The organism is Nocardioides abyssi, assembly GCF_030412915.1.
GTDB classification, from domain to species: Bacteria; Actinomycetota; Actinomycetes; order Propionibacteriales; family Nocardioidaceae; genus Nocardioides; species Nocardioides abyssi.
In genome coordinates this window covers 55,586-78,782 of the sequence record NZ_JAUHJR010000002.1, presented here as the reverse complement: position 1 = coordinate 78,782, position 23,197 = coordinate 55,586, and the positions used below count along the sequence as shown (strand labels likewise).

Genomic DNA, 23,197 nt, shown 5'->3' with positions numbered 1-23,197 from the left:
AGACATCCAGACAGACACCAGTTCCACCCGAGCAAGCGGAGGTTGCATCCCATGGCACGTGCGGTCGGCATCGACCTCGGCACGACGAACAGCGTCGTGTCGGTCCTGGAGGGCGGCGAGCCCACCGTCATCGCGAACGCGGAAGGCGCCCGGACCACCCCGTCGGTCGTGGCGTTCGCCAAGTCCGGCGAGGTCCTCGTCGGTGAGGTCGCCAAGCGGCAGGCCGTCACCAACGTCGACCGCACCATCCGGTCGGTCAAGCGCCACATGGGCACCGACTGGAAGCAGAAGATCGACGACAAGGACTTCACCCCGCAGCAGATCAGCGCGTTCGTGCTGCAGAAGCTGAAGCGGGACGCGGAGGCCTACCTCGGCGAGCCGGTGACCGACGCGGTCATCACCGTGCCGGCGTACTTCTCCGACGCCCAGCGCCAGGCCACCAAGGAGGCCGGCGAGATCGCGGGCCTCAACGTGCAGCGCATCGTCAACGAGCCCACTGCTGCGGCGCTGGCCTACGGCCTCGACAAGGGCGACGACCAGCTGATCCTGGTCTTCGACCTCGGTGGCGGCACGTTCGACGTCTCGCTGCTGGAGATCGGCGAGGGCGTCGTCGAGGTCAAGGCGACCTCGGGCGACAACCTGCTCGGCGGTGACGACTGGGACTCCCGCGTCGTGGAGTGGATGGTCACCAAGTTCAAGAACGCCAACGGTGTGGACCTTGCCGCCGACAAGATTGCCAAGCAGCGCCTGCAGGAGGCCGCGGAGAAGGCGAAGATCGAGCTGTCGTCGTCCTCCGAGACCACGATCCACCTGCCCTACATCACCCACGGCGAGTCCGGCCCGCTGCACTTCGAGGAGCGGCTGACCCGCAGCGAGTTCCAGAAGCTGACCGCGGACCTGCTCGAGCGCACCAAGTCCCCCTTCCAGCAGGTGCTGAAGGACGGCGGCGTCAAGGTCAGCGAGATCGACCACGTGGTCCTCGTCGGCGGCTCGACCCGCATGCCGGCCGTGACCGACGTCGTCAAGGAGCTGCTCGGCGGCAAGGAGCCCAACAAGGGCGTCAACCCCGACGAGGTCGTGGCGCTCGGCGCCGCGCTCCAGGCCGGTGTCCTCAAGGGCGAGGTCAAGGACGTCCTGCTGCTCGACGTCACCCCGCTGAGCCTCGGCATCGAGACCAAGGGCGGCGTGATGACCACGCTGATCGAGCGCAACACCACGATCCCGACCAAGCGCTCGGAGATCTTCACGACCGCTGACGACAACCAGCCCTCGGTGGAGATCAAGGTCGCCCAGGGCGAGCGTCAGATGTGGTCGCAGAACCAGCCGCTCGGCAACTTCGAGCTCACTGGCCTCCCGCCGGCTCCGCGCGGCGTGCCGAAGATCGAGGTCACCTTCGACATCGACGCCAACGGCATCGTCCACGTCACCGCGAAGGACCAGGCGTCGGGCAAGGAGCAGTCGATGACGATCTCCGGCGGCTCCGCGCTGAGCAAGGACGACATCGACCGGATGGTCCGCGAGGCCGAGCAGTACGCCGAGGAGGACGCGAAGCGCCGCGCCGCGGTCGACGCCCGCAACCAGGCCGACCAGCTCGTCTACACGACCGAGAAGTTCCTCGCCGACAACGGCGAGAAGATCCCGGACGAGGTCAAGACCGAGGTCCAGGCCGACGTCGACGCGCTGAAGGCCACGCTGGAGAACGCCGAGGCCTCCGCCGAGGAGATCCAGGCCGGCGTGACCAAGCTCGGTGAGTCCAGCCAGAAGATGGGTGCGGCGATGTACGCCGCGGCCGAGGCCGACGCCAGCGCCGCCGGTGGCAGCGCGGGCGCGACCGGCGAGGCCGACGACGACATCGTCGACGCCGAGGTGGTCGACGAGACCGACGCCGGCGAGGGCGAGTCCAAGTGACGCCCGCCCCCGACGGCCAGGCCGACGAGCCCATCCAGCCCGAGGACGTCCGGCCCGAGGACGTCGCGCCGATGACCGACGACCCGGTCGACCCGGTCACCGGCGACGCGGCCGGCCACGTGGACGAGGCGGGGGTCGCCGAGACCCCCGCCGCGCCCGGGCCGGACCTGTCCCCGGAGGACATCGAGGGCCGGCCCCAGGAGCAGGGCGACCCGGACCCCGCCCAGGACGAGCTGACCCTCGCCCGGATGGAGCTCGCGGAGCGGACGGCCGACCTGCAGCGCCTGCAGGCCGAGTTCGTCAACTACAAGCGCCGCGTCGAGCGGGACCGCGAGCTGCTGCGGGAGAACGCGACGTACGCCGCGCTCACCCCGATCATCGAGGTGCTCGACACCATCGACCGGGCCCGCGAGTCGGCGCAGAAGTCCGGGCAGGACCTCGACGACGGCTTCCGGGCCGTCGCCGACCAGCTCGAGCGGACCGTCGAGAAGCTGGGGCTGGCCAAGTTCGGCACCCCCGGCGACGCGTTCGACCCGAGCCTGCACGAGGCGCTCAGCCACCTCGGCGAGGACCCGGAGGTCGAGGTGACCACGTGCAAGGTGGTCGCCAAGGCCGGCTACCGGATCGGCGACCGGGTGGTCCGCGCGGCCCAGGTGCTGGTCGCGGACCCGCCGCAGTGAGCAACGGTCGGTAGCAAGATCAGCAGACAGAGAACGGGAGGGAGGTGCGCGTGAGCACCGACGACGGATTCCGGGCCGACTGGGCCCAGAAGGACTTCTACGCCGAGCTCGGCCTGAAGAAGGACGCGAGCGCCGACGAGATCAAGAAGGCCTACCGCAGGCTCGCGCGCGCCAACCACCCCGACTCCAACCCCGGAGACACCGCCAAGCACGAGAAGTTCAAGGCGGTGGCCGAGGCGTACGACGTCGTCGGTGACCCCGAGAAGCGCAAGAAGTACGACGAGATGCGCTCGCTCTTCGGCTCCGGCGGCGGCTTCCGCGGCGGGGGCGGCTTCGGCGGTGGTGGCGCGGGCGGCGTCAACCTCGAGGACCTGCTGCGCGACCGCGCCGGCGGTGGTGGCGGGTTCGGCGACATGTTCGGCGACATCTTCGGCGGCGGCTTCGGCGGCCGCCGCACCCAGCAGACCCGGCGCCCCGCCAAGGGCGCCGACGTCGAGACCACGGTCACCATCGGCTTCACCGACGCGATCGAGGGCGTGACCGTCCCGCTGCGGCTCTCCTCCGACGCGCCGTGCCCCGACTGCTCCGGCACCGGAGGCAAGCCCGGCACCAAGCCGAAGGTCTGTCCCGAGTGCGAGGGCGCCGGGTACGTCGTCGCGTCGGCCGGCGGCGCGTTCGCGATCAACGAGACCTGCCCCCGCTGCGGCGGCCGGCAGCTGGTCTACGACGAGGCGTGCCCGACCTGCCACGGCAGCGGCCGTGGCACCTCGGCCCGCACGATCCAGGCGCGCATCCCGGCCGGCGTCAAGGACGGCCAGCGGATCCGCCTGCGCGGCAAGGGCGCGGCCGGCGAGAGCGGCGGCCCGGCCGGGGACCTCTACGTCACCGTGAAGGTCTCCCCGCACCGCATCTTCGGCCGCAAGGACGCCAACCTCACCCTCGACGTGCCGGTCTCCTTCGACGAGGCCGCGCTCGGGGCCGAGGTCAAGATCCCGACCCTGACCGGTGCGCCGGTCACCCTGCGGCTGCCGGCCGGCACGCCCAACGGCCGCACGTTCCGCGTGCGCGGCAAGGGGGCGCCCAAGGCCGACGGCACGTACGGCGACCTCCTGGCCACCGTCGAGGTGCAGGTCCCCGCCGTGCTCGACGCGGCGGCGCGCGAGGCCGTCGAGGCCTACCGTGAGGCGATGGCCGGCAGGCCCCTGCGGGCCGGGCTGTTCGAGAGCGCCTGAGGGGAGTCGTCGTGGCCGACCGGTTCTTCGCACCGCTGGACCCCGACTCCGCGGTGTACGTCATCAGCGTGGCGGCCGAGCTCACCGGCCTGCACCCGCAGACGCTGCGCACCTACGAGCGGCTCGGGCTGATCACGCCCGGCCGCACCGGCGGCGGCGGCCGGCGCTACTCCTCGCGCGACATCGAGCGGCTGCGCGAGATCGCGGCGCTCACCTCGGCCGGCATCGGCATCGAGGGGGTCCGCCGGATCATGGACCTGCAGAACCAGGTGCTCGCGCTCCAGTCGCGCAACGAGGAGCTGCGCGCCGAGCTCGACGCCACCCGCGACGCGCTCCGGCAGGCGCTGACCCCGCGGCGTACGGACGTCGTGGCCAACAAGCTGCCGGTGCTTCGCTCGCCCGACCCGACCGCCGCGGTCGTGGTCTGGCGCCGCGGCCGCTAGGACCACGGGCTCCCGCCCGCCTCGTGCTGCTGGGCGTGCGCTGGGGCGCACGCGTGGCAGCACGAGGCGGGGGCCGGGAGGGTCTGGGCGCGGCTCAGCAGGCCCGCAGGCTGAGGGTGAAGACCGAGCCGCCGTAGGGGCCGGGGGTGTACGTCGCCCGGCCGCTCTGCGCCTCGGCCAGCGTGCGCACGACGTAGAGGCCGAGCCCCGTGCCGGTCGCGACGGTGCCGTGCGCCCGGGTGAACTCGCGGAAGAGCGACCCGCGGAACTCCTCGGGCACGCCCTCGCCGGAGTCGATGACGTCGATGGAGACCAGCTCGCCCTCGGAGCGCACGTGGACGGTGTACGGCGCGGCGCCGTACTTGTGCGCGTTGCTCAGCAGGTTGGTGAGCATCTGCTCGAACCGCACCGGGTCGGCGCGCACCGGCCGCTCGTCGTCCACGCGGAGGGTGACGTCGTAGCGGTCGGCGACCACCGACTCCACCACCGATCGCGGGTCGACGGTCTGCAGGTCGATGCGCAGCGTGCCGCGCTGGATCTGCGCGGCGGTCAGCAGATCGGCGGTGATGCTGTCGAGCATCCGCGCCTGCCGGGCGACCGAGCTCATCAGCCGGTCGCGCTGCTCGGCGTCGAGGTCGGCGCCGGACCAGCCGATCGTCTCGGCGATGCCGCAGATGACCGCGACCGGGCCGCGGATCTCGTGGGCGGTCGTGGCGATCGCGCGGCGCAGCAGCCCCACGTCGTCGGAGGCGGAGTCGAGGTAGACCAGCACCGACCAGCCGGTGCGGCGCAGCGTCGCGCGGACGGCGCCGCCGGGCAGCACGACCTCGAAGGACGCGTCGTTGTCGAGCCGGTGGAAGGCGACCAGGCCGGCCAGCTGCGGCGCGGCCAGCGACAGGGGGGTGCCGGGGGCGCAGCGCTCCACGACCAGCCGCTGGGCGACGGTGTTGGCGTACACCACCCGGAAGAGCGGCTCGTCGGCCAGCTCGAGGACGCCGTACGGCGCCATGCCCAGCGCCTCCCAGGACGAGACGTGCGCGCCGACCGGCGGCTGCGCGGGCTCGCTGGTGTCGGGCGCGTGCACGGTCGGCCGCGGCGCGGGCTCGTCCTCGACGGTCAGCGTGTCGCCGCCCGGCTCGTCAGCGGTCATCTCGTCGGGCTCCTCGGAGGCGGTGCTCGGCGGTGCGGGGACCACCGAGAGGGAACGGGGCGCGCGCACCAGGCCTCCGGCCGCGACGTCGCGGACGTAGTCGAGGATGGAGGTGAGCGAGGCGCCCTTCTGCACGTAGCCGTCCGCGCCCGCGGCCATGGCCCGCGCGGACATCTGGGTGGCGCCGAAGCCCGAGAGCACCACGATCTTGGCCTGGGGCGCGAGGCGCCGGATCGAGGGCAGCGCCTCGAGTCCGTCCATGACCGGCATGGACAGGTCGAGCAGGACGACGTCGGGGCGCTGCTCGCGCACGGCCTCGATGCCGGCGCGGCCGTCACCGGCCTCGGCGACGACGTCGAACCCGCCGCGGACGAGCGCGAGCCGCAGCAGCTCGCGCAGGTCGGCGGTGTCGTCGACGATCACCACGCGGCGGGGCTCGATCTTGGGGGCGGCGGTCATGGGGTGGGCCTCTCCGGAGCAGGGGCGGGGGTGGAGGCGACGGGACCGAGGTTCGCGGGCGCGCTGCGGGTCATGTCGACGTCGAAGTGCTCGCTGCCCAGCAGGTCGGTGATGATCCGGCTGGCGGAGTCGATCGAGGTGTTGAGCGCGGCGTGCGCCTTGGCGGGGTCGTCGAGGTCGAGCGCCATCTTGGCCACGACCATCCCCTGCAGGACGGTGTCGTTGAGCTCGAGCGCCTGCTGCTCGCGGCGGCGGAGGTCCTCGAAGAGCTGGGCGCCCTGCATGAGCGAGGAGTAGGTGCGGCGCAGCGACCAGTACCAGACGCCGACGAGCGCGCCGACGATGTCGGAGATCGCCAGCGGCCAGCCCCAGGCGGTCCGCATCGCGTAGCCCGCCGCGGCGTCGATGCCGAAGGTCGGCATCAGCATGTGCACCGAGTGCGCGCCGTGGTGGACCGCGCACGAGAGGAAGATCGCGGCGGTCGCGGCCCCCAGCGGGTTGGACCGCAGCTGGTGGCTGCGCCACAGCGGCACGATGATCGCCACGCTGATGAGCAGGTAGGCCACCATGATCACGGTGTTGCAGACGAGGCCGACGACCCAGGAGTCGATCATGCGGGGACTCCGCTCGTGGAGGTGAGGAGCAGCAGCAGCGCCGAGCAGACCAGCGCTGCGCGGGCGACCGGCCGCCACCCGCGCCACGGCGCGGGCCGGGTCGTCGCGGTGCCCGAGGCGAGCAGCACGGCGCAGGTCGCGACCAGGGCGACCTCCCAGCCGGCGGCCAGGACGTCCCACACCCCGAAGGGCTCCGGCGCGAGCTGCGGCAGCACCGGGAGGCGGGTGGCGAGCCAGGCCGCCACGAGGCCGGCGTTGCCGACCAGCCCGGCGAGGACCAGCGGTGCCGACGGGGCCTGGAGCAGCTGGGCGGCCCAGGCCAGCTGGGCAAGCGCGCAGAGCACGAAGAGCGAGCCGAGCAGCGGCTGCCCGGACAGGTGCGCCGCGCCCACGGCCGCGTGCACCCCGGCGGCCGCCAGCGAGGCGGTCAGCGCCAGCGGCGCGGTCAGCGCGGCGGCGTACGACGGCGGGGTGGCGTCCGAACTGCCGGGGACGACGTCGAGGGGGAAGAACGGCGTCGCGGTCGGCGCGCCGCTCGGCGCGCGGGCCAGCAGCCGGGCCCGCACCTCGTGCACCCGTCGCTCGTGCTCGTCACGCGGACGGCGCGGCGCCGGGTCGACGTAGCGGGCGAGACGCGGGGCGAACCTGTCGAGCACGGCGGGCAGCACCAGCGCCACCATCCCGGCGGTCCCGCCGAGGACGATGGTCCAGTGCACGCCGTGCGCGAGCAGGCTCGCCCCACCCGCGGCCACGAAGGCCGTCATAGTTCCTCCCCCGTCCCGGCCAGGCCGGGACTTCCCGCGCCGCAATCTAGGGCGGGGCCCCCGCGGCGGTCGCGCCTTCGGGGGCAAATGACCCGGGCGGACTAGGCAGCCGCCCGTTCGGCCAGGCACGCCCGGCCGACCACCCCGGCACCCACCCCCACCTGCGGAAAGAAGTCGAAGTTGAGTGGAACAGACTCAACTTCTCGCGCGTTGCACCCAGCGACGACCACACTGGTCCCACCCGCACGATCAGGAGAACCCGCATGAGCCAGTTCGGTGCCGAGAAGTTCACGACCCGCAGCCGCGAGGCCATCGAGGCCGCGCAGCTCTCCGCCACCACCGCCGGCCACACCGCGACCGAGCCGATCCACCTCCTCGTGGCGCTGCTGCTCCAGGAGGGCGGCACGGCCGCCACGCTGGTCACCAAGGCCGGCGTCGACGCCGCGGCGCTCGTCCGCACCGCGGCCGCCGAGCGCGACCGGCTCCCGTCCGCCTCCGGCGCGACGGTCCAGCAGCCGGCCGCCTCGCCCGCGCTGACCCGCGTGCTCGCCGGCGCGCTCGACCTCGCCTCGTCGATGAAGGACGAGTACGTCGCCACCGAGCACCTGCTGATCTCGCTGGCCACCGTCGAGAGCAGCGCCCGCACGCTGCTGACGGGCGCCGGCCTGGGCGCCGACGGGTTGCGCGAGTCGCTGACGGCCGTCCGCGGCAACCGGCGGGTGACCAGCCAGGACGCGGAGTCGGCGTACGAGGCGCTCGAGAAGTACTCCGTCGACCTCACCCGCGCGGCCGAGGAGGGTCGGCTCGACCCGGTCATCGGCCGCGACGCCGAGATCCGCCGCGTGGTGCAGGTGCTCTCGCGGCGCACCAAGAACAATCCCGTCCTCATCGGCGAGCCCGGCGTCGGCAAGACCGCCGTCGTCGAGGGGCTCGCCCAGCGCGTGGTCGCCGGCGACGTCCCCGACTCCCTCAAGGGCCGCCGGGTGCTGAGCCTGGACCTGGCCGCGATGGTGGCCGGCGCGAAGTACCGCGGCGAGTTCGAGGAGCGGCTCAAGGCCGTGCTCGAGGAGGTCAAGGACGCCGGCGGCCAGGTCATCACCTTCATCGACGAGCTGCACACCGTCGTCGGCGCGGGCGCCGGCGGCGACTCCGCGATGGACGCCGGCAACATGCTCAAGCCGATGCTGGCCCGCGGCGAGCTGCACATGATCGGCGCGACGACGCTCGACGAGTACCGCGAGCGGATCGAGAAGGACCCCGCCCTCGAGCGCCGCTTCCAGCAGGTCTTCGTCGGCGAGCCCAGCGTCGAGGACACCGTGCAGATCCTGCGCGGCATCCAGGAGAAGTACGAGGCCCACCACGGCGTGCGGATCACCGACGCCGCCCTGGTGGCGGCCGCGACCCTCAGCGACCGCTACATCCCCGGCCGGCAGCTGCCGGACAAGGCGATCGACCTCATCGACGAGGCCGCCAGCCGGCTGCGGATGGAGATCGAGTCCTCCCCCGAGGAGATCGACCAGCTCCGCCGCGCCGTCGAGCGGCTGAAGATGGAGGAGTTCGCGCTGGCCAAGGAGACCGACGCGGCCTCCGCCGATCGGCTCGAGCGGCTGCGCGCCGACCTCGCCGACTCCGAGGAGGAGCTGCGCGCGCTCGAGGCCCGCTGGGACGCCGAGAAGCAGTCGCTCGAGGGCGAGGGCGAGCTGCGCCGCCAGCTCGACCAGCTGCGGATCGAGGCCGAGCGGCTCCAGCGCGAGGGCGACCTCGGCAAGGCCAGCGAGATCCTCTACGGCCGCATCCCCGCGCTCGAGCAGCAGATCGAGGCCGCCGCGTCGGCGTCCACCTCGACGCTCGAGCCGCTGGTCGGCGAGGAGGTCGGCGCCGAGCAGGTCGCCGACGTCGTCGAGGCCTGGACCGGCATCCCCACCGGCCGGATGCTCGAGGGCGAGACCGCCAAGCTGCTGCGGATGGAGGAGGTCATCGGCGAGCGGCTCATCGGCCAGCGCGAGGCCGTGACCGCGGTGAGCGACGCCGTGCGCCGCTCGCGGGCGGGCATCTCCGACCCCAACCGGCCCGCCGGGTCGTTCCTCTTCCTCGGCCCCACCGGCACCGGCAAGACCGAGCTGGCCAAGGCCCTCGCCGACTTCCTCTTCGACGACGACCGGGCGATCGTCCGCATCGACATGAGCGAGTACTCCGAGAAGCACGCCGTCTCGCGCCTGGTCGGTGCGCCTCCCGGCTACGTCGGCTACGACGAGGGCGGCCAGCTCACCGAGGCGGTGCGCCGCCGGCCCTACTCGGTCGTGCTGCTCGACGAGGTCGAGAAGGCCCACCCCGAGGTCTTCGACATCCTGCTCCAGGTGCTCGACGACGGCCGGCTCACCGACGGCCAGGGCCGCACCGTCGACTTCCGCAACACCCTGCTGGTGCTCACCAGCAACCTCGGCTCGACCTACCTCGTCGACCCCACGCTGGACCCGGAGAAGAAGCGCGAGTCGGTGATGGCGGTGGTCCGGTCGTCGTTCAAGCCGGAGTTCCTCAACCGGCTCGACGAGATCGTCACCTTCGACGCGCTGTCGCTGGCCGACCTGACCCACATCGTCGACCTCCAGCTCGCGCTGCTCGAGCAGCGGCTCGCGGTGCGGCGGATCGCCATCGAGGTCAGCCCGGCCGCGAAGTCCTGGCTGGCCGAGAAGGGCTGGGACCCGGCGTACGGCGCCCGGCCGCTGCGCCGGCTCATCCAGTCGGCCATCGGCGACCCGCTGGCGCGGATGCTCATCGGCGGCGAGGTCACCGACGGCGGCTTGGTCTCGGTCGACCTCGGCGGCGAGGGCCTGGAGCTGCGCGCGGCCTGACCTGGGAGACTGGCGCGCATGAGCACCAAGCCCGTCCGTCCCCGCCAGGCCACGCTGTCGGCCTGGATGATCATGGGCGGCTCGCTGTTCGTCGTGCTCTCGGCCTTCGAGCGGGTCGCGGGGCTCACCAGCCTCGACACCCGCGAGTCGGTCGAGGACTTCCTCGCCGTGCCGCCCGGCGACGGGCTGGGGCTCGGCACCACCGAGGTGCTCGACCTGCTGCGGGTGCTGACGATGGTCGCCGCGGCGTGTGCGGCCGCGAGCGCGGTGCTGGGCTACTACGTGCTCCAGCGCTCCCGCGGCGCCCGACTCACGCTGTCGGTGCTGGCGCTGCCGCTCTTCCTGTGCGGGATGGCCGCCGGTGGGTTCGTCTCGTCGATCGTCGCCGCCGCCGTGGTCGTGCTGTGGATGCAGCCGACCCGGTCGTGGTTCGACGGCACCGAGCCGCCCACCCGGCCCGAGCCGGCCCGTCCGGCCGCGCGGCAGGAGCGCGGGTCCGACCGGTCGGACCGGCCCGAGGGCGGGCTGGCGGACCGACCGGTGGCGCCGCCCGCCGACCCCGGGGCCGGTTCGTCGCAGCCGCGCGCCTGGCAGGGGTTCGGGACGGCCGCCGGCGGCGGGCAGCCCGGGTCGTCCGCTCCCGCGGCGCAGTCCGCGCCGGCGGGTCGGCACGCGGCGTACCCCTCGGCGCCGGGGGCGGCGCGGGGCGCTGACCCCCGCCCCTCGGGCCTGGTGTGGGCCTGTGCGCTGACCTGGGCCGGCACCGGCCTGGCCGCGGTCGGCATGGGCATGGTCGTGCTGGTGGTGCTCGCCGCGCCGGACTTCGTGCTCGACCAGCTGCGCGACAACCCGCAGATCGGCGACCGCGACCTCTCGGCCTCGACCCTGCGCGAGGCGGTCGTGGCCGCCGGCGTCGTCGTCGTGCTGTGGTCGGTGCTGGCGGCCGTGGCCGCCGGCTTCCTGTGGCGCGGCGCCCGCTGGGCCCGGCTCGCCCTGGTCGTGTGCGCGGCCGCGGCCTCCGTGCTGTGCCTGGTCAGCGTGGTCAGCGGCAACCTGGTCGTCCTCGTGCCGCTCGCGATCTGCGTCGCGACGATGGTGCTGCTGGCCCGCCCGGACGTGCGGGCCTTCGTCGACCGCCGCTGACCCGGGTCGCGGCGGTCGGCCCCGGCACGGGTCTGGGAGAGTGGTCGCATGAGCGACTCTCCCTACGGACCTCCTCCGCCGAGCGAGAACCCCTACGGCCAGCAGCCGACCAACCCCTACGGCCAGCAGCCGACCAACCCGTACGGCGCCCCGCCGGCCGGTCCCGGCGGCGCTGGTGGCCCCGGCGGCCCTGGTGGCTATGGCAGCCCCGGCGGCTACGGGACCGCGGCGCCCGTCGACCCCGACAAGCGCCCGGGCACCGTCACCGCGGCGGCCGTCATCACGCTGGTCTGCGCCGGCCTCTCGGCCCTGCTCTTCGGCCTCGCGACAGCCGCGCTGGTCGTGGCGCGCGAGTCGTTCTCCGACGAGCTGCGCAAGGCGATCGAGGACGACCCGGCCTTCGACAGCACCGACATGCCGACCGGCGACGAGCTCGCCACGATCTTCCTGGTGATCATGGCGGTGCTGTTCATCTGGAGCGTGGTGGCCTGCGTGCTCGCGGTGCTGGCCATGCGCCGCTCCAACGTCGCCCGCATCCTGCTCGTCGTCAGCGCGGCCATCAGCGCGCTGCTCAGCCTCGTCGGCATCCTCTCGATCGTCTCCGCGGTCCCGCTCATCGCGTCGGTCGCCACGATCGTCCTGCTCTTCGCCGGCGGCGCGGGGGACTGGTTCGCCCGCCGCGGCCAGCAGCCCGGTCAGCTCCCGCCGGGCACCAGCCAGCCCTGGGGCTGACGCTCGCCGTCCGGCGCGGCGGGTCTCGAGACGGTCGCTGCGCGACCTCCTCGACCAGCCGGGGTGGCTCAGGCCATCAGGTCGGCCTCGCGCAGCCGCGCGAGGCCGGCCTCGATCACTGACTCCTCCTTGCAGAAGGCCCACCGCACCAGGTGCCGCCCCGCCTCCACGTCGTCGTGGAAGGCCACCGCCGGGATCGCCACGACGCCGGCCCGCTCGGGCAGGGCCAGGCAGAACTCCCGCCCGTCGGCCCAGCCGTACGCCGCCACGTCGGCGATCGCGAAGTAGGTGCCCTCCGGCACCCGCACGTCCATCCCCACCTCGGCCAGCCCCGTGCAGAGCAGGTCGCGCCGGCGGCGCAGGTCGCGGGCCAGCTCGCGCGGCCACTCCGGCTCCTCGTCGAGCGCCCGGGCCACGGCCGGCTGCAGCGGCGCGCCCGAGGTGAAGGTCAGCCACTGCTTGGCGCCCAGCAGCGCCTCCACGAGCGGCCGCGGGCCGGTGGCCCAGCCGACCTTCCAGCCGGTGAACGACCACGACTTCCCGACGCTGGAGAGCGTCAGCGTCCGCTCGCGCATGCCCGGCAGGGTCGCCAGCGGGACGTGCTCGTGGCCGTAGGTGAGGTGCTCGTAGACCTCGTCGGTCACCACGACGAGGTCGTGCTCGACCGCCACCTCGGCGACCACGGCGAGCTCCTCGCGGGTCAGCACACTGCCGGTGGGGTTGTGCGGGGAGTTCAGCAGGACCAGCTTCGTCCGCGGGCCGACCGCCGCGCGGAGCTCGTCGGGGTCGAGGCGGAAGTCCGGCGCGCGGAGCGTCACCGGGCGGCGTACCCCTCCGGCCATCTGGATCATCGCGAGGTAGGAGTCGTAGTAGGGCTCGAGCACGACCACCTCGTCGCCGGGGTCGACCAGGCCGAGCAGCGCCGCGGCGATCCCCTCGGTCGCGCCGGTCGTGACGACGACCTCGGAGTCGGGGTCGAGCTCGAGGCCGTAGTGCCGCTGCTGGTGCCGGGCGACGGCCTGGCGCAGCGCGGGGACGCCGGGCCCCGGGGCGTACTGGTTGTGCCCGCTGCGCAGCGCCGCGGCCGCCGCTTCGATGACCGAGGCGGGGCCGTCGACGTCGGGGAAGCCCTGGCCGAGGTTGACCGAGCCGGTGCGCGTCGCGAGCGCGGACATCTCGGTGAAGATCGTCGGCGGGATGCCGCCCAGGCGGGCGGCGGTGGGGGCGGACGTCCGGGGAGTCGGCACCTCGCCAGGGTACGCAGCGCGGGTACGTCGCCGGCCGGGCTGGTGCCGTGCGTGACAATGAGGCACGTGACCACCACCGACGACTCGCTCGCCGCCGACATCGACGCCTGCTGCCGCCTGACGGGGACGTTCACGCTCCGGTCGGGCCAGGTGGCGCCGGAGTACTTCGACAAGTACCTCTTCGAGGCCGACCCGATCCTGCTCCAGCGGGTCGCGCGGGAGATGGTCCAGCTGCTGCCGCACGACACCGAGCTGGTCGGCGGCCTCGAGCTCGGCGGGGTGCCGCTCGCGACGTCGGTGAGCGGGATGACCGGGACGCCGGCGCTGTTCGTGCGCAAGAAGGCCAAGGAGTACGGCACCTGCAAGCTCGCCGAGGGTCCGGCCGTGTCCGGCCGGCGGGTCACCCTCGTCGAGGACGTCATCACCACCGGCGGTGCGGTGCGCGACGCCACGCTGGCGCTCCGCGAGGCCGGCGCGGTCGTGGAGGTCGTGGTCTGCGCGATCGACCGCAGCCCCGAGGACCAGCAGCCGCTCGCCGACCTCGGCCTGGAGGTCCGCGCCGTGCTGACCAAGGCCGACCTCGACGCCGCGCGCGCCGCTGCCACCGCATGATCCTCAGCTCCGCCGTCAGCTCCGTCAGCTCGGTCGTCGGCTCGGTCGTCACCGCGGCCGCGGGCGCGTCCTCCGACTCCGACGAGCTCGGCGGCGTCGCCGGCTGGGCCGTCGACCTGATGGAGAAGCTCGGCGCCCCCGGCGCGGGGCTCGCGATCGCGCTGGAGAACCTCTTCCCGCCGCTGCCCAGCGAGGTGATCCTGCCGCTGGCCGGCTTCACCGCCAGCCGGGGCAGCTTCACCCTCGCCGAGGCGATCGGCTGGACCACCGCCGGCTCCGTCGTCGGTGCGGTGCTGCTCTACGTGCTCGGCGTGCTCATCGGCCGCGACCGGGTCTACTGGGTCTGGGAGCGGCTGCCGCTGGTCAAGACCGAGGACCTGGAGAAGACCGAGGCGTGGTTCGGCCGGCACGGTCGCAAGGCGGTCTTCTTCGGCCGGATGATCCCGATCTTCCGCAGCCTCATCTCGGTGCCGGCGGGCCTGGAACGGATGCCGTTCGGCCAGTTCCTGCTGCTGACCTTCCTCGGCTCGGCCATCTGGAACACCACCTTCGTGCTCGCCGGCTACTGGCTCGGCGAGCAGTGGCACCGCGTCGAGGAGTACGTCGGCGTCTTCCAGTGGGTCGTCATCGCCGTCGTCGCCCTCGGCGTGTGCTGGTGGCTCGTCGTCCGCGTCCGCGCCATCCGTCACGACCGGCGTACCGCCTGACGCTGCCGCCCCCCGGCTGGCGGGTCCCTCAGGCGCCGGAGCGCGGCGGGACGGAGGCGCCGGTGATGTCGCGGTCGGGCCGGCCGTCGTGGTCGTTGTCGTCGGCCAGCGGGGAGTCGGTGCGGCGGTGGCGCCACCACTCGTAGGCGATCGGGACGGCCGTGAAGGCGAGGATCACCAGGAAGATCAGGTCGATGTTGGACTCCAGCCACGGCACGGTGTGGCCGAGGAAGTAGCCCAGGCAGGTCACGCTGACGACCCACGAGACGCCGCCGACGGCGCTCCAGGTGTAGAAGCGGCGGCGCGGCATGCCGGTGATGCCGGCGACGACGGTGATGTAGGTGCGCACGAACGCCACGAACCGGCCGATGACCAGCGCCTTGTTGCCGTGGCGGTCGAAGAAGGCCTCGGTCTGGTCGAAGTACTTCTGCTTGAGCACCCGCCCGTCCCGTTCGCGCAGGCCCGGGCCGATGCGCCGGCCGATCTCGTAGCCGGTCACGTTGCCCAGCCACGCCGCCGCCGTCATCAGCACGAGCGCGATGCCGAGCTCGGCGAGCCGGGTGCCGGGGAAGAGGTCGATCTGGCCGGTTGCGATGAAGATCCCGAGCGCGAAGAGCAGGCTGTCGCCGGGCAGGAACGGGAAGAAGAGCCCGCACTCGACGAAGACGATGAGCAGGCTGATCCAGAACAGCTCCGCGCCGAACTGCGAGAGGAGCCACTGCGGGTCCAGGAAGTCGAGGCCGAGCATCATCGGCGAGGGGAGGACGAGGCCTCCCGCGAGCGCGCTCACCTCCTCAGCGTAACGGCCGGACGCGGGTGGCTGCCGGGCGGCCACCTACGCTGCGGGGCGTGGAGGAGGACCGCCGGGCGCCGTACGACCCGATGCCGCACGGACCCGCCGAGGTGGGCGTCGGTCCGTGGGAGGGGCCGTGGCCGACGGGGGAGCAGTACGACGCCGCGCTGCTCGCCGAGGGCGACCGGCGCAACGTGGTCGACCGCTACCGGTACTGGACCGTCGAGGCGATCGTGGCCGACCTCGACACCCGCCGCCACGACTTCCACGTGGCGATCGAGAACTGGCAGCACGACTTCAACATCGGCACGATCGTGCGCTCGGCGAACGCGTTCCTCGCCGCCGAGGTCCACATCGTCGGCAACCGCCGGTGGAACCGCCGCGGGGCGATGGTGACCGACCGCTACCAGCACGTGCGGCACCACCCGACGGTCACCGACCTGGGGGCCTACCTCGCCGAGCTGCCGGGCGGCCCGGTCCCGCTGCTCGGCATCGACAACCTGCCCGGCTCGCTGCACCTGGAGACCACCGACGTGCCGCGGCGGGTCTGCTTCCTCTTCGGGCAGGAGGGCCCGGGGCTCAGCGAGGCGGCGCGGGAGGCGTGCGACGGGACCTTCTCGATCGCGCAGTTCGGCTCGACCCGGTCCATCAACGCCTCCGCCGCGGCCGCGATCGCCATGCACTCCTGGGTCCGCGCCCACGCCGACCTCTCCGACGACGCGGCCTGGCGGGGGTAGCCCACTGTCGGTGGCCGGGTCCACGATGAGCGGATGGTCGAGGTCGTCCTCTTCCACCACGTGCTGGGTCTCACCGACGGGGTCCGCGCGTTCGCGGACCGGCTGCGGGCGGCCGGGCACACCGTGCACACCCCCGACCTGCTCGACGGGCACCGGTCCTCCTCGGTCGAGGAGGGGATGGCGCACGTGCGCGAGCTCGGGTTCGGGACGGTCGTCGAGCGCGGGGAGGCCGCGGTGGCCGACCTGCCCGTGGCGCTCGTGGTCGCCGGCTTCTCGATGGGGGTGCTGCCGGCGCAGCGCGTCGCGCAGACCCGGGCCGGGGTCCGCGGGGCGGTGCTGATGGAGTCGTTCGTGCCGCCGGCCGAGCTCGGTCCGCCCTGGCCCGCGGGCGTGCCGGTGCAGGTGCACGGGATGGACGCCGACCCGGTCTTCGCCGAGGAGGGCGACCTCGACGCCGCCCGGGGCTTCGCCGGGTCCGGGGTCGCCGAGGTGGAGCTGTTCACCTACCCCGGCGACGTGCACCTGTTCGCCGACGACAGCCTGCCGACGTACGACGCGGACGCGGCGGGCCTGCTCGCCGACCGCTTCCTGGTCTTCCTCGACCGGGTCGGCTAGGTCCTCACCGCCGGCAGGCGGTGCCGAGCCGGACGACCTGACCGCGGTCGACGAACACCTTCGAGCGCTGCACGACCTTGCCGCGCCGCTCGCAGGTCAGCGTGTACGCCTCGCGCCTGCCCGCGGTGGTGCGGGTGACGCCGTCGACCCGGTAGGTCCGCGGCTGCACGACCGGCCGGGTCGAGGGGTTGACCACCCAGCGGAACCGACCGCTGCGCGGCACGGTGATCGTGGAGTCGACGACGTCGTCGTACGCCGACTCCCACGTGGGCGAGCGGAACTCCTTGCGCAGCCGCAGCACGGTCCCGGCCGGCGCCGTCCCCCGCAGGACGCCGTGGTGCGCGGTGTCGACGGTGTGCTCGAGAGCGACGAGGTAGGCACCGCGGTTGCCCCGGCCGGCGTACGTCCCGGCGCCGCGGTACTGGTCGACGACGTCGGGGAACGGCGGGTGGAACTCGTCCGGGCCGATCTCGAAGGTGTAGCCGAAGCCGCCCGTGGCGTTGTAGGACCAGTCCTCGGTCGTGCCGGTGGTGTCGTAGAGCTCCCAGCCGTGGATGTTGTCGTAGCCGTTGTGGGCCGCCATCGCGGCGCCGAGCCGCTTGAGCGCCTGCTCGTCCGGGGCGTCGCCGACCGGCTTGCCGTCGGGCCCGAGCGTCTTCGGGTCGACCCCGTTCGGCCGCAGGATGAGGTTGCCGAAGGTGTGGTTGGAGATGAGCATCGTGACCTGCCGCTCGCTCACCAGGTCGCGGACGTTCTGCGTCTCGGGCTCGGAGAACGCCGCGGCGCCGCGGTAGGTCGGGTCGAGCACGCCCGCCTCGACGTTCGCCAGGTCCGGCGTGCTCGCGGCCGCGCCGGGCCCGCCCCAGAACCCGCCGTAGTTGCGGTTCAGGTCGACGCCGATGCCGAAGCCGCCGCTGCTGGTCAGCGAGGCGCGGCAGGTGCCGTCGGGGGTGTCCACGCCGTCGAGGACGCGGCAGTTCTTGCGCTTGTAGGCGTGGCCCGGGGTGGCGAGCACCGACAGCGACCCGCCGAGCGGGTCGACGTCGTTCAGCGCCCGCAGGTCGACGTACTCCCCGTCGGTGCGGGAGAGGTCGAAGCCGTCGACGTTGACGACCGGCACGACGACCACCCGCGCCTGCCGGAGCAACCGGGTGATCCGCCGGTCCTTGCCGTACGACGTCGCGAGGTCGACGGCGAACTCCATCGCGTTCTCGCCCGACGGCCACTCGCGGGCGTGGTGGACGCCGAGCAGCACGAACGTCGGTCGGCCGCTCGCGGGCCGGCGGACGTCCTCGCCGATCTCGACGCCGTGGACGGCGCGGCCGTCCAGGCTCGGTCGGTCGAGCGCGAACCGCTTGACGATCGTGCGGTGGTCGCGGGCCAGCGCGGCCATGTCGGCCTCGTAGTCGGCCAGGGTTCGGTAGGTGTCGCGGCCCGAGGGCAGCGGCGAGCCCGCGACCCGGGCGGCGTACGCCTCGTTGATCTCGGCGACCTCGATCCCGCGGCGCACGAGGTCGGCGATCCGGACGTCGAAGGTGAAGCCGCCGGCGACCAGGGCGAGCAGGTCGGCCGGGTTGTGCAGCACGACCTCGACGTAGTCGTGACCGGCGTGCTCGGTGAGGTCCAGGCCGAGCGCGGCCAGCCGGTCCTTGTGGGCGGCCGTGGGGGTGTCCACCGTGACCAGGCGCGGCGAGAACAGGGACGCGGCACTGGTCGCGGTGCCGGTGGCCGCGGGCGTCGGGCTGAGGGCGCCGAGCGCCAGGGCGAGGGCCGCGGTGGTCGCGGCGGCGAGGGCGGGGAGTCGCATGTCGGGCTCCTGGGTGCAGGTGGGTTGCCTGCAGAACGGTCCGTCACCCCCCGAGGTCACGCACCGAGGTCACGCACCGGGCGCGTCGAGCGCCTCGCCTCAGCGATCCTGGAGCACGTCGCCGACGACGCGGCGGTGGACCAGCTCGGCGACCGTCTCGCGGGCGGGCAGGTCGGCGAGGAGGTACGCCGCCCCGACGAGCCCGTCGGGGTCCAGCCGCACCTCCTGCTCCAGCCGGCAGCCGCCCGTGCCGTCGGAGGTGACCGTCGTGGTCAGCGTGACCCGGCCCGGCGAGCGGACGTCGGCGACCAGCACCAGCCGACGGGTCCCGTCGTCCCCGGGCTCGTCCGTGACCTCCCAGACGCGCCAGAAGCCGACCGTGTCCCCGCGCGCCAGCAGCGGCCGGTCCGGCACCGACCACCGTCGGCCGCCACCGCCGACCAACCGGTCGATGAGCCCGCGCACGACGAGCGGGCCGGCGTCGACGTACCACCGCGACCCCTCGAGGCCGCACGCCACCACCGCCCACGCGTGGTCGGCGGGCAGGGGGAGGGAGCTGGCGCGGCGGGTCGTCCGCAGCGAGGTGCGTCGGAGCATGCCTCGTCGGTAGCCACTAGGGTGCCCGGAGAATCCTGGCCGTCACCTGCCCGAGCCTTGCCCCACCCTTGCACCGCCACCTGCCCGACCCCTGGAGGAGCCCGCAGTGCCCATCGCGACCCCCGAGAAGTACGCCGAGATGCTCGACGCGGCCAAGCAGAACGCCTACGCGTTCCCGGCCATCAACGTGTCGTCCTCGCAGACGCTGAACGCCGCCCTCAAGGGCTTCGCCGACGCCGGCTCCGACGGCATCATCCAGGTCTCCACCGGTGGCGCGGAGTACCTCTCCGGCCCGTCGGTCAAGGACATGGTGGCCGGCTCCGTCGCCTTCGCGCAGTACGCCGCCGAGGTCGCCAAGAACTACCCGGTCAACATCGCGCTGCACACCGACCACTGCCCCAAGGACAAGCTCGACGGCTTCGTCCGCCCGCTGCTGGAGATCTCCCGCGAGCGGGTCGAGCGGGGCGAGGCGCCGCTGTTCCAGTCGCACATGTGGGACGGCTCCGCGGTGCCGCTGGAGGAGAACCTCACCATCGCCTCCGACCTGCTCGAGCGCTGCATCGCGGCCAAGATCATCCTCGAGATCGAGGTCGGCGTCGTCGGCGGCGAGGAGGACGGCGTCGCCCACGAGATCAACGACAAGCTCTACTCCACCCCGGCCGACGCGATCGCGACCGCCAAGGCGCTCGGGTACGGCGACCGCGGCTACTACATGACCGCGCTGACCTTCGGCAACGTGCACGGCGTCTACAAGCCGGGCAACGTCAAGCTCCGCCCGGAGGTGCTCAAGGAGGCCCAGGAGGCGGTCGTCTCCGAGTTCGGCCTCGAGGCCGGCGCCAAGCCGTTCCACCTCGTGTTCCACGGCGGCTCGGGCTCCTCGGCCGAGGAGATCGCCGACGCCGTCGACTACGGCGTGGTGAAGATGAACGTCGACACCGACACCCAGTACGCCTTCACGCGTCCCGTTGCCGCCCACATGTTCAACAACTACGACGGCGTCCTCAAGGTCGACGGCGAGGTCGGCAACAAGAAGGCCTACGACCCCCGCGCCTGGGGCAAGGCCGCCGAGGCCGGCATGGCCGCCCGCGTGGTCGAGGCCTGCGAGCACCTGCGCTCCGCCGGCAGGACCCTCGGCTGACGGCTCCTCCGCCTCCCGCTCGTACGACACGGCGCCGGTCCCCTCGGGGCCGGCGCCGCGTCGTTCGTCGTGCGGGGGAGCCCGGTCAGTCCGCGGCAGCCGCAGGGACGGGCGCAGCCGCGCCGCCGAAGCCCGCGTGGCGGGGCCGCTCGAAGCACAGCGCGGCGACCAGGCCCAGCACCAGCACGGCCGGCGGGAGGAGAAGCGAGGCGCCCATCGCGTCGCTGAACGACTGTGCGACGGCCGCCGGCAGCTCCGAGCCGCCGCCGGACGCGCCTGCCTCGCCACCGCCGTACGACGGCAGCCCCTCGGCCGCGAGCCGGGCGTCGATGAGCACGGCGATCGCGGCGGAGCCGAGCACGGCGCCGACCTGGCGGGTGGCGTTGTAGATGCCCGACCCGGCGCCGGCCTGGTGCAGCGGGAGGTTGCGGGTGGCGGTCGCGGAGTTGGGCGCCCACACGAAGGCGTTGCCGATGCCGAGCAGCACCATCGGCGGCACCAGCCACAGCACCGAGCCGTCGGGCTGCAGCGCGAGCGCGAGCCACACCAGCGAGACGATGATCGCGGTGAACCCGAAGCCGGTCAGCACCCGCGGGTGCACCCGGTCGGTCAGGCCGCCGACGGGGCGGGCCAGCACGATGGTCATGACCGCCATCGGCACGAGCAGCAGCGCGGCGCGGGTGGGGCTGAGGCCGCGGACGACCTGGGCCCACAGCATCAGCGGGATCGCCATCGCGGTGATCGCGAAGCCCATGGCGGTGATGGCGACGTTGGCCAGGGAGAAGTTCCGGTCGCGGAAGAGCGCGAGCGGCACCAGCGGCTCGGCCTTGTTGCGGGCCTGCCAGCCGATGAAGAGGGCGAGCACGACGATGCCGCCGACGATCATCGTCCAGACCAGCGCGCTCCACTCCAGCTGGTGGCCCTCCTGCACGCCGAAGACGAGCAGGAACATGCCGGCCCCGCTGAGCGCGACGCCGAGCCAGTCGAAGCGGTGGTTGTTGGTCTGCAGCACCGGGACGAGCCGCAGCGCGAGGACGAAGCCGACGATGCCGACCGGCACGTTGATGAAGAAGATCCACTCCCAGCCGAGCGCGTCGACGAGCACGCCGCCGAGGATCGGGCCGACCAGCGTCGCGACGCCGGCGGTCGCGCCCCACAGCGCCATCGCCTTGCCGCGGCGCTCCGCGGGGAAGATCCGGGTGATGATCGCCATCGTCTGCGGCGTGATCATCGCGGCGCCGAGGCCCTGCACCACGCGGGCGGCGACCAGGCCCTCGATCGACCCGGTCAAGCCGCACCACAGCGAGGCGAGGGTGAAGACGGCCAGGCCGGCGAGGTACATCCGCCGCGGGCCGAACCGGTCGCCGAGCCGTCCGGTGATGAGCACCGGGACGGCGTACGCCAGCAGGTAGGCGCTGGTCACCCAGACCACCGCGTTGACGTCGGCCTGCAGGTCCTCGATCAGGGCGGGCGTCGCGACGGAGACGATCGTGGAGTCCACGAGGATCATGAAGAAGCCCAGGCAGAGGGCGAACAGCGCCGGCCACGGGTCCTTCTCTGGGGCGGCGGGCGCGGCGGTCGCGGGAGCGGTCGAGGTCACGAGGGGAGTGAACACCCCGCCGTGGACAATGCTTCCCATGACCACCCCGATCGGACGCGACCTGATGGCGGGACCCCCGCCGACCCACCTCCCGGCGGACCCGGCGACCGACGCGCTGGCGGGCGGCGAGACGCCGACGGACGTCGTGCGCCGCAGCCCGGCCTCGCCGGTGGCCTGGGCCGCACTGGCCCAGGAGGCCGTGGCGGCCGACGCCGACGCGGTGACGGTCTACGCCTACGCGCGCGTCGGCTACCACCGCAGCCTGGACATGCTGCGCCGCAACGGCTGGAAGGGCCACGGCCCGGTGCCGTGGGAGCACGAGCCCAACCGCGGCTTCCTCACCTGCCTCGCGCTGCTGGCCGGGGCCGCCCGCGCGATCGGCGAGACCGACGAGTGGGAGCGTTGCCGCGACTTCCTGCGCGACTCCTCCCCGACCGCCTACACCGAGCTGCTCGGCGACGCCTGAGCGTCGGCCCGCGCCAGCCTGACCAGCGCGGCGGCCGGACCCTCCGGCCGCCGCTCGGGCGACCAGACCGCGCGCAGCGAGCGGGAGAGGTCGAGGTCGGCGACGGGTACGGCGACGAGCTGGCCGGTCGCGAGCTCCGCGGCCACGGCCAGCTCGCTCACCACCCCTGCCGCCCCGCCCTCGGCGGCCGCCGCCTTGACCGCCGCGGTGCTGGCCAGCTCCAGCCGCTGCTCGCCGAGCGCGTGACCGGCCAGGTCGAGCGCCCGCACGAGCGTCTCCCGGGTCCCCGACCCGGCCTCGCGCAGCACCAGGTCGGAGCCGACCAGCTCGGCCGCGGTGACCGGCGTGCGCCGCCGGGCCCACGCGTGGGTCGGACCGACCACGACGAGCAGCCGGTCGCGGGCGACCGTGGTGGAGGCGACGGTCCGCGGGACGGTCGGTGACTCGACGAACCCCAGCGGCACCCGCCCGGACACCACCCGCTCCAGCACGTGGTGGGAGTTGCCGACGTCGAGGCTGACGTGCAGGTCGGGGTGCTCGCGCCGGAACCGGGCCAGCCACCGCGGCGCGAGGTGCTCGGCCACCGTGAGGCTGCTCGCGACCGTCAGGTGCGCCTTGCGCTGCGCGGCCAGCGACCGGGCGCCCAGCAACACCCGCTCGACCCCGGCCAGCGCGTCGCGCGCCCAGGCCACGACCACCTCGCCCTCGGTGGTCAGCCGCGACCCGGCGGTGGTGCGCACCAGCAGCGTGAGGTCCAGCTGCCGCTCGAGCTTGGCGAGCAGCCGGCTGGCGTTCGGCTGGGCCATCCCCAGCTGTCGGGCCGCCGCACCCACCGAACCGGTCTCCGCGACCCGGACGAGCAGGTCGAGGCCGGTGAGGTCCAGCGGCGAGGTCATGCCGT

General features: G+C 73.6%; 22 protein-coding genes. 13 read left to right on the top strand and 9 right to left on the bottom strand.

Annotation, left to right across the window (positions count from 1 at the left end):
- The first annotated feature begins 51 nt into the window (after positions 1-51).
- Genes dnaK through QWY29_RS05450 form a run of 4 tightly spaced genes read left to right on the top strand, consistent with a single transcriptional unit; the run spans position 52 to position 4,263 of the window.
- Positions 52-1,908: a molecular chaperone DnaK gene (dnaK, locus tag QWY29_RS05465; RefSeq protein ID WP_300959683.1), complete on the top strand. Its 1,857-nt coding sequence runs from the start codon at positions 52-54 to the stop codon at positions 1,906-1,908.
- The gene (locus QWY29_RS05460) at positions 1,905-2,588 is read left to right on the top strand and encodes a nucleotide exchange factor GrpE (RefSeq protein WP_300959682.1); all 684 of its coding nucleotides are present in this window, start codon (positions 1,905-1,907) and stop codon (positions 2,586-2,588) included. The genes dnaK and QWY29_RS05460 overlap by 4 nt, the downstream gene beginning before the upstream one ends.
- A 50-nt stretch (positions 2,589-2,638) precedes the next feature.
- Entirely contained in the window at positions 2,639-3,820 is a 1,182-nt protein-coding gene (gene dnaJ, locus QWY29_RS05455) for a molecular chaperone DnaJ (RefSeq protein ID WP_300959681.1), read from the top strand.
- 11 nt (positions 3,821-3,831) lie between these two features.
- Positions 3,832-4,263: a heat shock protein transcriptional repressor HspR gene (locus QWY29_RS05450; protein WP_300959680.1), complete on the top strand. Its 432-nt coding sequence runs from the start codon at positions 3,832-3,834 to the stop codon at positions 4,261-4,263.
- A 94-nt stretch (positions 4,264-4,357) separates the two neighbouring features.
- Here the strand turns inward: QWY29_RS05450 and QWY29_RS05445 are convergent, their stop codons facing one another.
- The 3 genes from QWY29_RS05445 to QWY29_RS05435 are packed head-to-tail and all read right to left on the bottom strand — an operon-like array spanning position 4,358 to position 7,250.
- Entirely contained in the window at positions 4,358-5,872 is a 1,515-nt protein-coding gene (locus tag QWY29_RS05445; RefSeq protein ID WP_300959679.1) for an ATP-binding response regulator, read from the bottom strand.
- Entirely contained in the window at positions 5,869-6,486 is a 618-nt protein-coding gene (locus QWY29_RS05440; RefSeq protein ID WP_300959678.1) for a hypothetical protein, read from the bottom strand. The genes QWY29_RS05445 and QWY29_RS05440 overlap by 4 nt, the downstream gene beginning before the upstream one ends.
- Positions 6,483-7,250, bottom strand: coding sequence for a hypothetical protein (locus QWY29_RS05435; RefSeq protein ID WP_300959677.1), 768 nt, complete (start codon positions 7,248-7,250; stop codon positions 6,483-6,485). The genes QWY29_RS05440 and QWY29_RS05435 overlap by 4 nt, the downstream gene beginning before the upstream one ends.
- A 263-nt stretch (positions 7,251-7,513) precedes the next feature.
- Between QWY29_RS05435 and clpB the strand changes: the two genes are divergently transcribed.
- The 3 genes from clpB to QWY29_RS05420 are packed head-to-tail and all read left to right on the top strand — an operon-like array spanning position 7,514 to position 11,977.
- On the top strand, positions 7,514-10,102 hold the full coding sequence (gene clpB, locus QWY29_RS05430) for an ATP-dependent chaperone ClpB (RefSeq protein ID WP_300959676.1): 2,589 nt from the start codon (positions 7,514-7,516) through the stop codon (positions 10,100-10,102).
- Positions 10,103-10,120: 18 nt separating this feature from the next.
- A complete protein-coding gene (locus tag QWY29_RS05425) occupies positions 10,121-11,245 on the top strand; it encodes a hypothetical protein (protein ID WP_300959675.1) in 1,125 nt (374 codons plus the stop codon).
- Positions 11,246-11,293: 48 nt separating this feature from the next.
- A complete protein-coding gene (locus QWY29_RS05420; protein ID WP_300959674.1) occupies positions 11,294-11,977 on the top strand; it encodes a hypothetical protein in 684 nt (227 codons plus the stop codon).
- Between the two features lie 68 nt (positions 11,978-12,045).
- Here QWY29_RS05420 and QWY29_RS05415 read toward each other — a convergent pair whose 3' ends face one another.
- A complete protein-coding gene (locus QWY29_RS05415; protein ID WP_300959673.1) occupies positions 12,046-13,224 on the bottom strand; it encodes a pyridoxal phosphate-dependent aminotransferase in 1,179 nt (392 codons plus the stop codon).
- 66 nt (positions 13,225-13,290) lie between these two features.
- Here QWY29_RS05415 and pyrE point away from each other — a divergent pair, with 66 nt between their 5' ends.
- Positions 13,291-13,836 (top strand): orotate phosphoribosyltransferase, encoded by a 546-nt coding sequence (gene pyrE, locus QWY29_RS05410; RefSeq protein ID WP_300959672.1) that lies wholly within the window; start codon positions 13,291-13,293, stop codon positions 13,834-13,836.
- The gene (locus tag QWY29_RS05405) at positions 13,833-14,543 is read left to right on the top strand and encodes a DedA family protein (protein WP_300959671.1); all 711 of its coding nucleotides are present in this window, start codon (positions 13,833-13,835) and stop codon (positions 14,541-14,543) included. The genes pyrE and QWY29_RS05405 overlap by 4 nt, the downstream gene beginning before the upstream one ends.
- A gap of 28 nt (positions 14,544-14,571) precedes the next feature.
- Here the strand turns inward: QWY29_RS05405 and QWY29_RS05400 are convergent, their stop codons facing one another.
- Positions 14,572-15,333 (bottom strand): DedA family protein, encoded by a 762-nt coding sequence (locus tag QWY29_RS05400; RefSeq protein WP_300959670.1) that lies wholly within the window; start codon positions 15,331-15,333, stop codon positions 14,572-14,574.
- Positions 15,334-15,425: 92 nt separating this feature from the next.
- On the opposite strand from QWY29_RS05400, the gene QWY29_RS05395 reads away from it, so the two are divergent.
- Positions 15,426-16,073 carry a TrmH family RNA methyltransferase gene (locus QWY29_RS05395; protein ID WP_300960380.1) on the top strand — a complete coding sequence of 216 codons (648 nt, stop codon included), beginning with the start codon at positions 15,426-15,428 and terminating at the stop codon, positions 16,071-16,073.
- Positions 16,074-16,106: 33 nt separating this feature from the next.
- Positions 16,107-16,688 (top strand): dienelactone hydrolase family protein, encoded by a 582-nt coding sequence (locus QWY29_RS05390; RefSeq protein WP_300959669.1) that lies wholly within the window; start codon positions 16,107-16,109, stop codon positions 16,686-16,688.
- Between the two features lie 4 nt (positions 16,689-16,692).
- Here the strand turns inward: QWY29_RS05390 and QWY29_RS05385 are convergent, their stop codons facing one another.
- The gene (locus QWY29_RS05385; RefSeq protein WP_300959668.1) at positions 16,693-18,495 is read right to left on the bottom strand and encodes a M14 family zinc carboxypeptidase; all 1,803 of its coding nucleotides are present in this window, start codon (positions 18,493-18,495) and stop codon (positions 16,693-16,695) included.
- A gap of 99 nt (positions 18,496-18,594) precedes the next feature.
- Positions 18,595-19,092, bottom strand: coding sequence for a DUF2867 domain-containing protein (locus QWY29_RS05380; RefSeq protein WP_300959667.1), 498 nt, complete (start codon positions 19,090-19,092; stop codon positions 18,595-18,597).
- Between the two features lie 106 nt (positions 19,093-19,198).
- On the opposite strand from QWY29_RS05380, the gene fbaA reads away from it, so the two are divergent.
- Entirely contained in the window at positions 19,199-20,230 is a 1,032-nt protein-coding gene (gene fbaA / locus QWY29_RS05375) for a class II fructose-bisphosphate aldolase (RefSeq protein WP_300959666.1), read from the top strand.
- 85 nt (positions 20,231-20,315) lie between these two features.
- On the opposite strand, the gene QWY29_RS05370 is transcribed toward fbaA, so the two are convergent.
- The gene (locus QWY29_RS05370; RefSeq protein ID WP_300959665.1) at positions 20,316-21,830 is read right to left on the bottom strand and encodes a DHA2 family efflux MFS transporter permease subunit; all 1,515 of its coding nucleotides are present in this window, start codon (positions 21,828-21,830) and stop codon (positions 20,316-20,318) included.
- 37 nt (positions 21,831-21,867) lie between these two features.
- On the opposite strand from QWY29_RS05370, the gene QWY29_RS05365 reads away from it, so the two are divergent.
- Positions 21,868-22,296, top strand: coding sequence for a DUF3151 domain-containing protein (locus tag QWY29_RS05365; RefSeq protein ID WP_300959664.1), 429 nt, complete (start codon positions 21,868-21,870; stop codon positions 22,294-22,296).
- Here the strand turns inward: QWY29_RS05365 and QWY29_RS05360 are convergent.
- Positions 22,269-23,192, bottom strand: a complete 924-nt coding sequence (locus tag QWY29_RS05360) for a LysR substrate-binding domain-containing protein (RefSeq protein WP_300959663.1) — start codon at positions 23,190-23,192, stop codon at positions 22,269-22,271. The two genes, QWY29_RS05365 and QWY29_RS05360, sit on opposite strands and share 28 nt — an antisense overlap.
- Between the last annotated feature and the right edge of the window lie 5 nt (positions 23,193-23,197).

Bases quoted from the DNA above. Each gene is read 5' to 3' on its own strand.
- QWY29_RS05435 (WP_300959677.1), bottom strand. From the start codon at position 7,250: ATGACGGCCTTCGTGGCCGCGGGTGGGGCGAGCCTGCTCGCGCACGGC.
- QWY29_RS05440 (WP_300959678.1), bottom strand. From the start codon at position 6,486: ATGATCGACTCCTGGGTCGTCGGCCTCGTCTGCAACACCGTGATCATG.
- QWY29_RS05385 (WP_300959668.1), bottom strand. From the start codon at position 18,495: ATGCGACTCCCCGCCCTCGCCGCCGCGACCACCGCGGCCCTCGCCCTG.
- dnaK (WP_300959683.1), top strand. From the start codon at position 52: ATGGCACGTGCGGTCGGCATCGACCTCGGCACGACGAACAGCGTCGTG.
- QWY29_RS05445 (WP_300959679.1), bottom strand. From the start codon at position 5,872: ATGACCGCCGCCCCCAAGATCGAGCCCCGCCGCGTGGTGATCGTCGAC.
- QWY29_RS05380 (WP_300959667.1), bottom strand. From the start codon at position 19,092: ATGCTCCGACGCACCTCGCTGCGGACGACCCGCCGCGCCAGCTCCCTC.
- QWY29_RS05395 (WP_300960380.1), top strand. From the start codon at position 15,426: ATGCCGCACGGACCCGCCGAGGTGGGCGTCGGTCCGTGGGAGGGGCCG.
- QWY29_RS05420 (WP_300959674.1), top strand. From the start codon at position 11,294: ATGAGCGACTCTCCCTACGGACCTCCTCCGCCGAGCGAGAACCCCTAC.
- QWY29_RS05360 (WP_300959663.1), bottom strand. From the start codon at position 23,192: ATGACCTCGCCGCTGGACCTCACCGGCCTCGACCTGCTCGTCCGGGTC.
- QWY29_RS05425 (WP_300959675.1), top strand. From the start codon at position 10,121: ATGAGCACCAAGCCCGTCCGTCCCCGCCAGGCCACGCTGTCGGCCTGG.
- QWY29_RS05390 (WP_300959669.1), top strand. From the start codon at position 16,107: ATGGTCGAGGTCGTCCTCTTCCACCACGTGCTGGGTCTCACCGACGGG.
- QWY29_RS05365 (WP_300959664.1), top strand. From the start codon at position 21,868: ATGACCACCCCGATCGGACGCGACCTGATGGCGGGACCCCCGCCGACC.
- clpB (WP_300959676.1), top strand. From the start codon at position 7,514: ATGAGCCAGTTCGGTGCCGAGAAGTTCACGACCCGCAGCCGCGAGGCC.
- QWY29_RS05405 (WP_300959671.1), top strand. From the start codon at position 13,833: ATGATCCTCAGCTCCGCCGTCAGCTCCGTCAGCTCGGTCGTCGGCTCG.